This is a genomic window from Paenibacillus sp. ISL-20, from assembly GCF_018613005.1.
In the GTDB taxonomy this organism is placed as follows: Bacteria; Bacillota; Bacilli; order Paenibacillales; family Paenibacillaceae; genus Paenibacillus_AQ.
Genome location: NZ_JAGGRD010000010.1, coordinates 83,573 through 97,640 on the forward strand (window position 1 = coordinate 83,573; position 14,068 = coordinate 97,640).

Annotated in this window: 13 protein-coding genes; all 13 read left to right on the plus strand. The window is 48.4% G+C overall.

The features are described from left to right. The first annotated feature begins 31 nt into the window (after positions 1-31). From fliM to J7E85_RS07365, 13 genes are read left to right on the plus strand one after another with little or no spacing between them, the layout of a single operon-like run. Positions 32-1,030 carry a flagellar motor switch protein FliM gene (gene fliM, locus J7E85_RS07305; RefSeq protein WP_215156461.1) on the plus strand — a complete coding sequence of 333 codons (999 nt, stop codon included), beginning with the start codon at positions 32-34 and terminating at the stop codon, positions 1,028-1,030. Further along, on the plus strand, positions 1,020-2,279 hold the full coding sequence (gene fliY / locus J7E85_RS07310) for a flagellar motor switch phosphatase FliY (protein ID WP_215156568.1): 1,260 nt from the start codon (positions 1,020-1,022) through the stop codon (positions 2,277-2,279). The genes fliM and fliY overlap by 11 nt, the downstream gene beginning before the upstream one ends. 29 nt (positions 2,280-2,308) lie before the next feature. Further along, positions 2,309-2,674, plus strand: a complete 366-nt coding sequence (locus J7E85_RS07315; protein ID WP_006211317.1) for a response regulator — start codon at positions 2,309-2,311, stop codon at positions 2,672-2,674. A gap of 11 nt (positions 2,675-2,685) precedes the next feature. Further along, positions 2,686-3,210: a FliO/MopB family protein gene (locus tag J7E85_RS07320; protein WP_215156463.1), complete on the plus strand. Its 525-nt coding sequence runs from the start codon at positions 2,686-2,688 to the stop codon at positions 3,208-3,210. Continuing rightward, positions 3,207-3,959, plus strand: coding sequence for a flagellar type III secretion system pore protein FliP (fliP, locus tag J7E85_RS07325; protein WP_215156465.1), 753 nt, complete (start codon positions 3,207-3,209; stop codon positions 3,957-3,959). The genes J7E85_RS07320 and fliP overlap by 4 nt, the downstream gene beginning before the upstream one ends. A 39-nt stretch (positions 3,960-3,998) precedes the next feature. Then, positions 3,999-4,268 (plus strand): flagellar biosynthesis protein FliQ, encoded by a 270-nt coding sequence (gene fliQ, locus J7E85_RS07330; protein WP_215156467.1) that lies wholly within the window; start codon positions 3,999-4,001, stop codon positions 4,266-4,268. 11 nt (positions 4,269-4,279) lie between these two features. After that, positions 4,280-5,068, plus strand: a complete 789-nt coding sequence (gene fliR, locus J7E85_RS07335) for a flagellar biosynthetic protein FliR (RefSeq protein ID WP_215156469.1) — start codon at positions 4,280-4,282, stop codon at positions 5,066-5,068. A gap of 20 nt (positions 5,069-5,088) precedes the next feature. Then, complete coding sequence (gene flhB, locus J7E85_RS07340) at positions 5,089-6,177, plus strand: flagellar biosynthesis protein FlhB (protein WP_215156569.1); 1,089 nt, start codon at positions 5,089-5,091, stop codon at positions 6,175-6,177. A gap of 24 nt (positions 6,178-6,201) precedes the next feature. Continuing rightward, positions 6,202-8,235, plus strand: coding sequence for a flagellar biosynthesis protein FlhA (gene flhA, locus J7E85_RS07345; RefSeq protein WP_215156471.1), 2,034 nt, complete (start codon positions 6,202-6,204; stop codon positions 8,233-8,235). Then, complete coding sequence (flhF, locus tag J7E85_RS07350; protein WP_215156473.1) at positions 8,232-9,680, plus strand: flagellar biosynthesis GTPase FlhF; 1,449 nt, start codon at positions 8,232-8,234, stop codon at positions 9,678-9,680. Before flhA ends, flhF begins: the two co-directional genes overlap by 4 nt. Continuing rightward, positions 9,677-10,567, plus strand: coding sequence for a MinD/ParA family protein (locus J7E85_RS07355; RefSeq protein ID WP_215156475.1), 891 nt, complete (start codon positions 9,677-9,679; stop codon positions 10,565-10,567). The genes flhF and J7E85_RS07355 overlap by 4 nt, the downstream gene beginning before the upstream one ends. A gap of 38 nt (positions 10,568-10,605) precedes the next feature. Continuing rightward, complete coding sequence (locus tag J7E85_RS07360; protein WP_215156477.1) at positions 10,606-11,943, plus strand: protein-glutamate methylesterase/protein-glutamine glutaminase; 1,338 nt, start codon at positions 10,606-10,608, stop codon at positions 11,941-11,943. A 23-nt stretch (positions 11,944-11,966) separates the two neighbouring features. Beyond that, positions 11,967-14,036: a chemotaxis protein CheW gene (locus J7E85_RS07365; RefSeq protein WP_215156479.1), complete on the plus strand. Its 2,070-nt coding sequence runs from the start codon at positions 11,967-11,969 to the stop codon at positions 14,034-14,036. The last annotated feature ends 32 nt before the right edge of the window (positions 14,037-14,068 follow it).

Sequence of the window (14,068 nt, forward strand, 5' to 3'; positions counted from 1 at the left end):
TTCGTCGGACGACCTGTAAGGGGGTGAGTAGATGGTTGATGTTTTATCGCAGAATGAGATCGATGCCTTATTGGCCGCTCTCTCTTCAGGGGAAATGGATGCTGAAGAACTGAAAAAAGAGGAAACGCAAAAGAAAATTCGTTCTTATGATTTTAAGAGGGCACTCCGGTTTTCCAAGGATCATATTCGGAGCTTGACCCGCATTCACGAGAACTTTGCACGATATCTGACCACTTATTTCTCAGCGCAATTACGTACTTTTGTGCAAATCAATGTGGTGCAGGTTGAACAGCTTCCATATGATGAATTTATTCGCTCCATACCCAAAATGACAGTTCTTAATATATTCGAGGCGGAACCGCTTGTCGGGCGCATGGTGCTTGAGGTCCATCCGAACATTGCTTACGCGATGCTGGACCGTTTGCTGGGTGGAACGGGCATTGCTCCTTCTTCCGTCAGCTCGATGACCGAAATCGAGACAATCATCATGGAGCGCATTTTCAGCCGGGCATTCGATAGTCTGCAAGAAGCGTGGAAAACGGTGCTGGACATCTCACCGCGCCTTGAAGCATTGGAAACGAATCCGCAATTTATGCAGATCGTTTCTCCCAACGAAACCATTGCGCTAATTTCCCTTAGCACCAAAATCGGTGATACCACGGGGATGATTAATCTGTGTATCCCGCATGTGGTGCTTGAACCGATCATGTCCAAGCTATCGGCGCATCAGTGGTTTATCTCGGAGAAAAAAGCGAGTGTTCCAGAGGAAGTAGACGCTCTTAAGCAGCGTGTAAGTAAAGCCAAGCTTCCGATTGTTGCCGAGCTGGGCGTTTCACAGCTTACCGTGTCCGAATTTTTAGGACTGAGTGTCGGCGACGTCATCTCATTAAACCAACCAATGCATGATGGACTGTCCATAAAGGTTGGGGACAGATTGAAGTTTATTGGCAGTCCCGGAACGATAAAAGACCGGGTTGCTGTACAAATCGATGAAATTGTCATCGAAGGAGCTGAAGAATTTGACGAGTAAAGACTATTTATCCCAGGAAGAAATCGACGCTTTGTTGAAACAGTCGGAAATGGCATCACCAGCATCAATTCCTTCGGCGGCGACTGTCGATGATGTATTAACACCTCTAGAGCAGGACGCGCTTGGTGAGATTGGGAACATTACCTTTGGAAGTGCTGCAACCGCTCTGTCTACCTTGCTGGGCAAAAAAGTGGATATCACGACACCCAAAGTGTCGATCATTAAGCGAAGCGAGTTTGAGGAAGAATTTCCGAAGCCGCATGTAGCGGTACATGTTACTTATGTAGATGGATTTGAAGGAATTAACTCTTTAGTCATTAAAACACGTGATGCTCAGGTCATTGCTGATCTGATGTTAGGCGGGGAAGGCAACCCCGTGGAAGAGGAACTCAACGAGATTCATATCAGTGCCGTTCAGGAAGCGATGAACCAGATGATGGGCTCTTCCGCAACGAGCATGTCAACGATTTTTAACCGGTTTGTCAATATATCGCCGCCAGGCATTGACATTCTGGACATGGCGAATGGTGAAGGGGTCAACAACCTTCCGCCGGATGAAACATTGATTAAGATTTCATTCCGATTAATTATCGGTGACCTTATTGATTCAACCATTATGCAGCTGCTTCCCGTTCATTTCTCCAAGGATATGGTTCACATGCTTATCAACGGGACGGAAGAGCCGCAGCCTGCGAAGCAGGAAGCCGCGCCGACGGTGGAAGCACCTGTCAGTACACAGGAACCGGCTCAAGCACCGGCTAACCCTGTTAATGGCAATGACATGGGCCAAGGATTCGACTACGGACAAGGTTACGGCCAGCCAGTGCAAGGACAGGGAGGACAGATCCCGCAATCCATGCCATATGAACAGCCGCAGATGCCTTACCAAGGGCAACCGCAACAGTATGGCGGCATGCCGAATCGCAATGTGAATGTACAGCCCGTACAGTTCGCTAATCTGCAATCTGCGCCATACACCCAGGTGGATGAAAACAATCTGAACTTACTGATGGACATTCCCCTTAAAGTCACCGTAGAATTAGGGAGGACTCAAAAGCAAATTAAGGATATCCTGGAAATGTCACAAGGTTCGATCATCGAGCTGGACAAGCTTGCCGGTGAGCCTGTAGACATCCTTGTCAATCATAAACTGATTGCCAAAGGCGAGGTCGTTGTCATCGATGAAAACTTTGGTGTACGCGTGACGGATATCGTAAGCCAATGGGACCGGATTCAAAAATTACAATAGCACAAACATTTTAGGGAGGATTTTTATCAATGGCTAACCGAATTCTGATTGTGGACGATGCTGCATTTATGAGAATGATGATCCGTGACATATTGGTCAAGAACGGATTCGAGGTTGTGGGAGAAGCACAGGACGGTGCGCAAGCAATCGAGAAATTTAAAGAACTTCGTCCAGATCTGATTACGATGGATATTACGATGCCGGAAATGGATGGTATCGCAGCGCTGAAAGAGATTAAAAAAGTCGATGCGAACGCAAAAGTGATTATGTGCTCTGCCATGGGCCAACAAGCGATGGTTATTGATGCGATCCAAGCTGGAGCCAAGGACTTTATCGTCAAACCGTTCCAATCGGACAGAGTTATTGAAGCCATCAATAAGACGCTTGGCGTATAAGGATTATTCTTATGATGATGGCAGCTTCTGATGGATTAAGCTCAAGTAGTACTACCGGGTATTATTTACAGTTATTTTATGTCTTTATCGTACTTGCCATCATCGTTGCGTTGATCGTGTTCCTGATTCGCTTTCTCAGCAGAAAGAATCAGAGCTGGATGCAGGGCCGCTCCATTCGTACTTTGGGTGCGGTTGGTATGGGCCCTAACAAGTCCCTTCAGCTCGTCGAAATTGGGGGCATCATCTATGTGATCGGAGTTGGCGAAGACGTCCGGTTGGTGGACAAAATTTCTGATCCAGCTGAAGTTGCGCTTATCCAAGCTGCATTTGAACAGGATTCTGGAATACATAATGGGGCACTGCCGCCTTTTATAACGAAATTGGCGGCAAAACTCCGTAAAGGCAAACCACCGGAAGAAATGGAATTGGACGATACATCTTCTTTCCATGAAGTGTTCGAATCCAAGCTGCGCAGCGTACCGAACCGGAAAGAAAAGGTCGAAGAATTGCTGCGGGAGGATCATAAAGATTCATGAATAAAAAGATCTCGTACGCTATCGCGATTTTCATATTGTTTGGATTTCTGTTTTCCCATACGGCATTTGCGGATCCGATTCCAAACATCGATATTCAAATCGGCAATAAGGGAGACACACCCGGGACAAGCTCCTTGTCCTTGATACTCCTGATCACCATTCTTAGCATTGCACCGGCGATACTGGTGCTGATGACCAGTTTTACAAGGATTGTTATCGTTCTTGGCTTTGTCCGTACTTCGCTCGGCACACAGCAAACACCGCCAAACCAAGTGTTGATCGGCCTGGCTCTGTTTCTTACCTTATTCGTAATGGCTCCAACGTTGTCGTCGATGAATGATGTAGCGCTCCAGCCCTATCTTAAAGGTGAGATTACCCAAGCGGAAGCGCTGGATAAGGCTCAAGATCCAATGAAGAAATTCATGTTCGCGCACACACGGGAAAAGGATCTATTGTTGTTCATGAATTATACAGGCGCTGAGAAACCCGAATCTTACGAGGATATTCCATTAACGGTTTTGGTACCGGCATTTGCCATTAGTGAGCTGAAGACGGGCTTTCAAATGGGCTTTATGATCTTCATTCCGTTTCTGGTCATCGATATCGTGGTTGCCAGCGTGCTGATGGCGATGGGTATGATGATGCTGCCGCCGGTCATGATCTCGCTGCCATTCAAGATTTTGCTCTTCGTTTTGGTAGACGGCTGGTATCTGGTCGTGAAATCCATGCTGATGAGCTTTAACACGTAGCAATAAGCGGCAAGTAATTCGAATACAGGGGGACTCGCCGTGAGCGCTGAATTTATTATCGGTCTGGCAGGGCAAGCGGTCTATATTGTGCTCAAGGTGAGCGCACCGATGCTTGTTGTCGCACTGGTTGTCGGACTTATCATCAGTATTTTTCAAGCGACAACACAAATCCAGGAACAGACGCTGGCTTTCGTACCAAAAATTATTATCGTTCTTGTAGCATTACTGCTGTTTGGTCCTTGGATATTAACGACGTTAGTGGATTTTACCCACGGGATTTTGGACAATCTCTACAAATATATCGGATAGGCTGAGTGTCCATGGAATGGTTGCAGCAAAGTTTACCTGTTTTTATGCTTATTTTTTGTCGAATAACAGCTTTTTTTGTAATATCGCCAGTGTTTACTTCACGCGGTATACCTCCTTCTTACAAAATAGGCCTTTCGGCCATCATGGCCCTGATTGTATATTTTTCGTTCGGGCTCGGAGAAGTGGTTCCGCAAGATCTGTCTTATGTCATATTGATTGTCCAGGAAGTATTGGTGGGATTACTGCTTGGTTTCACAGCTTATCTTATTATGACCGTTGTCCAAACAGCAGGAGCGTTAATTGACATTCAGATCGGATTTAGCATGGCAAATATCATCGATCCTTTTACAGGGGCTTCCACCCCATTAATAGGAAACTTCAAGTATTATCTGGCTCTACTGGTATTCCTGAGCATGAATGGTCACCATTATCTGCTCGACGCGATTATGTACAGCTATGATTGGATTCCGATATCGGGTGATGTGTTTGGGAAGATTCATGACGGCAATGTGACAGATTTTCTCGTACGGACATTCTCGCACTCTTTTGTATTGGCACTTCAAATGGCGGCTCCGCTGGTAGCAGCCTTGTTCCTGACTGATGTGGGGCTTGGCTTTCTGGCAAGGACGGCACCGCAGTTCAATGTGTTTGTGATCGGGATTATCCTCAAAATCATCGTTGGACTCGTGCTGCTGATGCTGCTCATGCCGATGCTGGTGTCACTATTTGATCATCTGTTTGCCAAAATGTTTGAAGCACTCCGGCAGTTGCTCGGCGTTATTGGAGACGGGCCGACTTAAGGAGGATGGAGGTGAAGCAGATGTCATACCGGTATCCGGTCGACTTACAGCTGTTCTCTGGCGAAAAGACGGAGAAAGCCACACCGAAGAAACGCCAGGATAGCCGTAAGAAAGGCCAAGTTGCCAAAAGTATGGAGGTATCGGGTGCATCGGTTTTGCTGGCCGCATTCTTTAGCTTGTTAATTTTCGGCGGGTATATGAGAGACCGCATCGTTCGATTATTCACCGACATTTATATTAATCGGCTCTCCATGGACGTTACGAAAGACAATGTGATGCAGTTATTTGGGGAGTACGGTGTCCAAATCTTGCTTCTGCTGGCTCCGTTGTTTATCTCGGTGTTCGTTATTGCGCTGGTGGCTAATTATTTGCAGGTCGGTTTTATGCTGACGGGCGAACCTTTGAAAATGAAGTTCAGTAAAATCGATCCCATCAAAGGGTTCAAGAACATATTCTCGATGCGTTCCTTGGTCGAATTTTTGAAATCGGTCATTAAATTGACCATCATCGGTTACCTCGTGTACACCACCTTGTGGGCTGCGAGGGAAGGGTTATCTTCCTTGTCAACGATGGGACCCGACACCATTTTTCATTTCGTGGCCGATATCACCATGTCACTTGGTTTCAAGATTGCCATCGGGCTGATTATTCTAGCCATTCTGGATTATATGTATCAGAAATATGATTACGAAAAAAACATTCGAATGTCCAAACAGGACATCAAAGACGAGTACAAGAAGATGGAGGGCGATCCGCTGATTAAAGGAAAGATCAGGGAACGCCAGCGTCGGATGGCACTTCAGCGGATGATGCAGGAAGTCCCGAATGCCGACGTTATCATCACAAACCCGACCCACTTTGCAGTGGCGATCAAATATGACGGGTCCATGATGGAAGCTCCGCAGATCATTGCGAAGGGCCAGGATTTCATGGCCTTGCGGATTAAAGAAATAGCGAAGGAACACGGAATTATAACGATGGAAAACAAGCCGCTGGCACGCGCTTTGTACCAACGGTCGGAAATCGGGGATTCGATTCCGGGAGACCTGTTCCAGGCCGTAGCGGAAGTGCTGGCCTATGTATATAAACTAAAAGGTAAAGTGAAATAATTAGGGACCGGAGGCGTCAGTGCAGTGAAAATAAAAGATCTATCTGTCCTTGCGGGTGTCATTGGCATCGTACTCATGATGATTCTTCCGATCCCGGTATGGCTGCTCGATGTACTCCTGATTATTAATGTCTCACTGGCGCTTATTATTTTGCTGGTGGCCATGAATACGAAGGAAGCCTTGGACTTCTCCATTTTCCCTTCCTTATTGCTCATCACGACACTGTTTCGTGTAGCGCTTAACATTTCGACAACGAAGCTGATCCTGTCGGAAGCTAACGCGGGTGAGGTTGTAGCCACGTTCGGTAAGTGGATAGCGAATGGCGAAATTGCGGTTGGCTTCATCGTCTTTTTGATCCTCGTTGTCGTACAGTTCATCGTCATTACCAAAGGCTCGGAGCGGGTAGCCGAGGTTGCGGCAAGATTTACGCTCGATGCGATGCCTGGTAAACAGATGAGTATCGATGCGGATTTGAACGCAGGTTTGATCAATGAGCAGCAAGCCAGGGAGCGCAGAAGAAAAATCGAGCGGGAAGCCGATTTTTACGGGGCTATGGATGGTGCAAGTAAATTCGTTAAGGGTGATGCCATCGCCACGATTGTCATCATGCTGATCAACCTGATCGGCGGGTTTATCATCGGGATCTCGATTCATGGAATGTCATTCGGAGACGCGATGAGCACATACTCCATCCTGACGATCGGGGACGGATTGGTCAGTCAGATTCCGGCGCTCCTGATTTCCACTGCGGCGGGCTTGATTGTTACAAGAGCCTCTTCGGAAGGGAACCTGGCAGAGGATCTAACAGGGCAGCTCTTCTCCTACCCTCATCTATTGTACATTGTTTCAGGTACCGTTCTGTTGCTAGGGATTTTCACACCCATTCATCTGATTACGACCGCACCGATTGCCCTCATCTTATTCATTGCCGCACGGAGGATGCAGAACAATCTGGATCGCAAGCAGGTCGAAGTGGAGCAACTGGAAGAGGAACAGCAAATCGAAGAGGTTCGAAGTCCGGAAAGTGTGATCAACCTGCTTCAGGTGGACCCGATCGAATTCGAATTCGGGTATGGGTTGATTCCGCTCGCAGACGCGCAGCAAGGCGGAGATTTATTGGACCGGATCATCATGATTCGGAGACAATGCGCACTTGAGCTGGGACTCGTCGTCCCGGTTATCCGAATTCGCGACAATATTCAACTAAAACCGAATGAATATGTCATAAAAATAAAAGGGAATGCTGTCGGCGGTGGTGAATTATTATTAAATCACTATCTCGCCATGAGCCCTGGGTACGAGGATGATTCCGTAACGGGGATCGAAACAACCGAACCGGCATTCGGGCTCCCTGCTCTGTGGATAGATGAAGCCATAAAAGAGCGAGCGGATCTTGCCGGCTATACTGTTGTCGATCCACCATCTGTTGTGGCTACCCATTTGACTGAGTTAATTAAGAGACATGCCCATGAGCTGATTGGGCGCCAGGAGACCAAGGCATTGGTTGACAATATTAGAGAAAGCTATCCGGTCCTTGTGGACGAGCTCATTCCTTCTGTGCTGACCATTGGAGAAGTACAGAAGGTATTGGCTAAGCTGCTCCGCGAAAAAATCTCAATCCGGGACATGGTCACAATTCTCGAGACCCTTGCGGATTACGGACATTATTCGAAAGATCCCGATGTCCTTACCGAATATGTTAGACAAGCCCTCTCTCGCCAAATTACACAGCAATATGCTCAAGAGGGCGAGGCCATGCGGGTTATCACGGTTGGACCGCAGCTGGAGAAGAAGATCGCCGAAAGCGTCCAGCAGAGTGACCAAGGAAGCTATCTCGCCATGGACCCGGCTTCGACACAGAGTGTGTTTCAGAAGCTCAGTGAACAGGTTAACCGGATCATTCAGATGGGACAGCAGCCTGTTCTGCTTACCTCACCGGCCATAAGAATGTATTTAAGGCAGGTCATTGAACGAAGCATGCAGGATATTCCGGTGTTGTCCTATAGTGAGCTGGAGCCGAACGTCGAAATTCAAAGTGTCGGAGTGGTGAACTTATGAGAGTGAAGAGGTATATCGTCGACACGATGCCTGAGGCGATGCAGCACATTCGTACGGATTTGGGTGCGGATGCCGTCATACTGAGTACGAAGGAAACCAAGGTAGGCGGATTCCTGGGGATGTTTACCCGTAAGAAGATCGAGGTGATCGCGGCAGTAGAGCAAGCGGAGAAATCCAAAGGTTCTGCTCCGATGAAGTCCAAAGTTCTGCCTGCTGTACCTTCTGGTACTGTACCCAAGGCTTATCAACGAACGGCTGAAATCTCGAAGCCCGGTACACAGACCTCCACGAATTCTGCGAGTAACACGGATACAGCTTCCGGCGTACAGCATGAGGATGACTATAGTCGTTTTGCCGAGATTCTGAGCCAGGTTGCAGCTTCCGAGGAGGAAGTTAACAGGCAAAAGAACGAAGCGGGTCATGTGCAACAGCCCGCAGCAGCTGCACAAGCAGCGATGCGAAACGATCAAACGGAAACAGCAGCTTCCGTTGAATCTGTTCAATCGGTTCAATCATCCCGTGGGGGACAAGAGGAGTCTCTAAGTTCCCGTCTGGGAATTAGCGAATCCGAACAAAGAGTCCTTGAAGAACTTAAGGAAATGAAGGAATGGATTGCGCGATTATCCAGGCAAAATCTTGAAGCGCAGCATCTTCCTGAGCCGCTGCATTTCATTCGGGATCAACTGCTCAAGCAGGATCTTTCGGTCAAACTGACGGAAGAGTGGCTTACAGCTGCGGAGGAAGCCTGGAAAGCTAATCATATGCAGATGAGTGAGGCCGAACTGCAGAACGTGATTTACAAGCAAGCTGAGGCGTTCCTTGAGGGGCGTATTGGCGGCGGCGTTCAACCCGAGACGCGGATTGTATATATCGCTGGACCGACAGGGGTCGGTAAGACTACCACGATCGCGAAGATCGCTGCAGAGCAGCTGTTCCGTAACCAACGCAAGGTAGGTTTTATTACTTCCGATACGTATCGGATATCTGCCGTTGAACAGCTGCGTACTTATGCATCCATTCTCAATGTGCCGATGGAAGTCGTGCAATCGCCTGGTGATATGCAGCGAGCCCTTCAGAAGCTGCAGGATTGTGATTTGGTGTTGATGGATACAGCAGGCCGGAACTATCGGAACGAGCTGCTCGTTTCCGAGCTTCAAAGCCTGTTCTCCCATTCCGATCAAAGCGAAACCTATCTTGTGCTCAGCCTGACCTCCAAGAGCAGCGATATGATCGAAATCGCGGATCATTTCAGCAAATACGAACTCGATAAGGTCATCTTCACGAAGATGGATGAGACCGGCAGTTACGGCTCCTTGTTTAATCTGATAGATGCCCATAACCTTCGCTTGTCCTATATGACCAATGGTCAAAATGTGCCGGATGATCTGTTGATGGCCGACAGCGAGCGGTTATGCCATCTACTGCTGGGAGAGATTCGTACATGACGGATCAAGCTCAATCGCTCCGCCAGCTTGTTTCTTCTCAGCAATCAGGGAACAGCGGTAAGGCAGCATCTCCAAGAACGGCCAAGATTATTACGGTCAGCAGCGGTAAAGGCGGGGTTGGGAAATCCAATTTCACACTGAATTTTGCGCTGACTTTACAGTCGATGGGCAAAAAGGTATTGGTGTTTGATGCCGACATTGGGATGGCAAACATTGACGTTCTTATGGGCGTGAGCTCTCGGTACAGCTTGTATCATCTCATTCGCCGGGAGAAGAGCATTGAAGAAGTAATTCAATATGGACCGGACAAGCTTCCTTACATTGCCGGAGGTTCCGGTTTGGCTGACATGATGTCCCTGTCTGAAGAGGAAATGAATTATTTTATTTCACAGATTGAAATTATTTCCTCGGAAATGGACTATATCATTTTTGACACGGGAGCTGGCTTGTCCAAGGAAAATATGAGGTTTATTACGTCCGCTGATCAATGCCTTGTCGTCACGACGCCGGAACCGACATCCATTACGGATGCTTATGCCTTAATCAAGGTGGTGCACGGCACGGAAAACCAGGTTCCGTTCAGCCTGATTGTCAATCGTGCGGGTGATGAACAGGAGGCTCGGGAGGCAGCAAACAAAATTATTTTGACGGCCCAGCGTTTCCTTGATATCGACATCAAGCTGCTCGGCTCGATTGCCGATGATACGCATGTTGTTCAGGCGGTTAAGCGGCAGGTCCCATTTACAGCAGCTTATCCGCGATGTAACGCCTCTAGTGATATCAGACGGATCGCGCTTCGCTACATGACCGTTCCTGCTGCCACAGAGCCGAAAGCTCCGAAGGGAATCAAAGGATTTATGCATCGGTGGCTCAAACGTACGAAATGATTCTTTGCTTGGATTAATGGAAACTGAGGTGGACATCTATGAAGCCTTTTCGTGTGCTTGTCGTTGACGATTCCGCATTTATGAGGAAAATCTTTTCCGATTTCATCGAGCGTGACCCATCTTTTCAGGTTGTCGGAACAGCTGATAACGGGCTTGACGCCGTTCGGAAAGTAAAGGAATTGAATCCGGATGTCATTACACTGGATGTAGAAATGCCGGAAATGAACGGCCTGGATGCTCTGAAGTTCATTATGGAATCGGGCCCCCGTCCGGTCATTATGTTGTCCGGCATTAATGAGCAAGGCATGAAAGAGACCATTCTTGCCCTTGAGGCAGGAGCATTTGATTTTATACGAAAGCCTTCCATTTCTAATGCGCTTGATATTGAGCAGGTGCGTTCAGAACTAATGAAGCAACTGAATGCGGCGATGCAGGCTAAACAGCGGAGGGCATTGTGGGAAGAAGAAGAGCAGAGACGACGGAGTGCGGACATAACGGTTCCTCTTTCGCCAAAGCCTTCTGACAAAACGCTGAACAAGAAGCCGCAGCTGAATGAGACGCGAACGACGGTCCGCGAGACTGACCAACGGAGCAAGCGAATGGATTCGCCTCGTTTGCCGTCATCTCGGACTGTTGAGAAGAAGATGCCTACTGTTACGGACGGCGCCGAGCCCTCTGGTTCAAAGAGAAAACGGGCAGATCGTAAGCCTGTTGCAGACTTAGCTCCAGTCGTGCTTCCAGAGAACGAGGGTCGTCAGCTCCGTGAAGCCAAGATACCGCAGTCAACGGAATTGACGGATTTGGTTGCGGTGGGCTGCTCCACAGGCGGGCCAAGAGCATTGAAAGCTTTTCTCGAGCCCATTCCCGGCGACTTCTGTGCCCCGATTGTCATCGTTCAACATATGCCGCCCAGTTTTACCAAATCGCTTGCACAGCGCTTGAATTCATTCAGTCAGCTGGAGGTCATGGAAGCAGAACAAGGGATGGTATTGGAACCGGGGAAAGCCTACATTGCACCGGGGGGCAGCCATATGAGGGTTTACCGCTCGGACAGCGGCGCTTACCAAATCAGGATCAGTCAGGATGAGACTCGCAATGGTCACCGTCCGTCTGTAGATGTGCTGTTCGAATCCCTACTGCCGTTGACCATGATCAAACGCCATGCGGTGCTGATGACCGGAATGGGAAGCGATGGAGCGAGAATGATGAAGAAGCTTTACGATTCAGGAGTGACATCCACCTATGCGGAGAGCGAGCAAACCTGCGTCGTATACGGGATGCCAAGATCAGCTGTTGAGCTCGGATGCGTTAGCCACGTTCTGCCACTTCATGATATTGCACCTAGAATGGTTCAAGCTGTAAATAACGGAAAGTGAACTTGAAGAGGAGGTGTCTCTCAATGGACATGAATCAATATTTAACAATGTTTATTGATGAGTCAAATGATCATCTGCAATCATTAAATGAAAACATGCTTCAATTAGAAAGCAACCCGGACGATATCGGGATCGTACAGATTATTTTCCGATCGGCTCATACGTTGAAGGGCATGGCAGCAACGATGGGATACGAAGATCTGGCTTCACTTACCCACCAGATGGAAAACGTGCTGGATCTTGTCCGGAACGAAAAGCTAAAGATGCAGGATTTTATCTTTGACACGCTCTTCAAAAGCTTGGACGCTCTTGAATCGATGGTGCAGGATATTACCGAAGGCGGAGACGGGAAAGCGGATGTTTCCTCGATCGTGGCTTCCTTGCAGTCGATTGTACGTGGTGAAGGAGCTTCCCCTGGCGGGGCAGCCGCTGAAGGAGATAACTCCGCTGTGGCCGTACAAGGAATTGAATTGGATGAGTTTCAATTTTCCGTGCTTGATCAATCGATTTCGGAAGGACATAAGGTTTTATATATACAAGTGACATTGCGAGAGGATTGCCAACTCAAGGCGGTTCGTGCCTACATGGTATTCGAAACGCTGGAAAGATCCGGGGAAATCGTCAAAACGTATCCGGACGTTCAAGAGATTGAACAAGGTGAATTCGATCGCGTATTTTCGTTGTATTACATAACGCAAAGGGAAACGCAAGACATTGAAAGCCAGATTCTGGGCGTTTCGGAGATCGAGACTACTACGGTTGTGGCGCTCGATCATGAATCTTTGCAGCAAATGGTTCAGGAGAGTGCGGCTACAGCAGAAGCTGTCAAACCGCAAGTTTCAGAGGCAGCTCCAGCGGCTGCGGCTTCACCGGAAGCCAAGAGTCCTTCAGCGCCTGCCAAAGAGTCCAAGGCACCTGCCCGAAATGCAGGGGGAGGTAATCCTTCGAGAACGATCCGGGTTGATATTGAGCGGCTGGATGTATTAATGAATCTGTTCAGTGAGCTGCTGATTGACCGGGTACGGCTAGAGCAGTTGGCCAGCGAATCCAAGAATCAGGAGCTGACGGACACTGTTGAGCATATGAGCCGCGTGAGCAGCGATTTGCAGAATATCGTCCTGAAGCTGCGCATGGTTCCTGTGGATACGGTGTTTAATCGTTTTCCAAGGATGGTACGTGACCTTGCCAAAACACTGGACAAGAAGATTGATTTGATTATTACGGGAGCTGAGACGGAGCTGGATCGTACGGTTATTGATGAGATTGGTGACCCGCTGGTCCACTTGCTTCGCAACTCGGCTGACCATGGTGTCGAACCTGTTGCCGACCGCATCGCTGCCGGTAAACCGGAGACCGGTACCGTGCATCTGCGTGCGTTTCATAGCGGCAACAATGTTTTCATTGAGATTGAAGATGATGGACGCGGCATTTACCGTGACAAAATTCTGAAGAACGCGCTGGCAAAAGGCGTTGTGACAGAGGCCGAAGCAGCGACCATGACCGATGACGAGGTCAATCAACTGCTATTCGCACCTGGATTCAGCACCGCAGAGAAAATTTCGGATGTATCCGGCCGAGGTGTTGGGCTCGACGTTGTTAAATCCAAAATAGTTGCCCTGGGCGGTAACGTCACCATCTACTCGACACCGGGAAAAGGCACGAACTTTTCCGTTCAGCTCCCATTAACGCTGTCTATCATTGCAGCTATGCTGATTCGAATGGGATCTGAAAAATATGCAATTCCACTTTCCTCCATTGTTGAAACGGGCATCATCAAGCGTGGCCAAATCAAACATGTTCACGGCAGCCGCATGATCCAGTTCCGGGAATCGCTGATTCCGGTCATCTCGCTCAGCCGCTTGTTTGAAATTTCGGATTTCGATGAGGAGCTGGAAGAAGAAACAGAGATCGTTGTAATCCGCAAGGGGGATCGTCTGGCGGCACTCACCATCGATGATTTTATCGGACAGAGTGAAATCGTCATTAAGAATTTGGGTAAATATCTGCCTGCCATTCAGGGAGTATCCGGAGCAACCATTCTAGGGGATGGACAAGTCGCTCTCATTATTGACGCAAATGCATTTATCAAATAACAGGTTGCTATAACTCAACGGCAGGCCACACA

Excerpts from the sequence above, each read along its gene's own strand:
- fliM (WP_215156461.1), top strand. The coding sequence starts at position 32 with ATGGTTGATGTTTTATCGCAGAATGAGATCGATGCCTTATTGGCCGCT.
- J7E85_RS07315 (WP_006211317.1), top strand. The coding sequence starts at position 2,309 with ATGGCTAACCGAATTCTGATTGTGGACGATGCTGCATTTATGAGAATG.
- J7E85_RS07320 (WP_215156463.1), top strand. The coding sequence starts at position 2,686 with ATGATGATGGCAGCTTCTGATGGATTAAGCTCAAGTAGTACTACCGGG.
- fliP (WP_215156465.1), top strand. The coding sequence starts at position 3,207 with ATGAATAAAAAGATCTCGTACGCTATCGCGATTTTCATATTGTTTGGA.
- fliR (WP_215156469.1), top strand. The coding sequence starts at position 4,280 with ATGGAATGGTTGCAGCAAAGTTTACCTGTTTTTATGCTTATTTTTTGT.
- flhB (WP_215156569.1), top strand. The coding sequence starts at position 5,089 with ATGTCATACCGGTATCCGGTCGACTTACAGCTGTTCTCTGGCGAAAAG.
- flhF (WP_215156473.1), top strand. The coding sequence starts at position 8,232 with ATGAGAGTGAAGAGGTATATCGTCGACACGATGCCTGAGGCGATGCAG.
- J7E85_RS07355 (WP_215156475.1), top strand. The coding sequence starts at position 9,677 with ATGACGGATCAAGCTCAATCGCTCCGCCAGCTTGTTTCTTCTCAGCAA.
- J7E85_RS07360 (WP_215156477.1), top strand. The coding sequence starts at position 10,606 with ATGAAGCCTTTTCGTGTGCTTGTCGTTGACGATTCCGCATTTATGAGG.
- J7E85_RS07365 (WP_215156479.1), top strand. The coding sequence starts at position 11,967 with ATGGACATGAATCAATATTTAACAATGTTTATTGATGAGTCAAATGAT.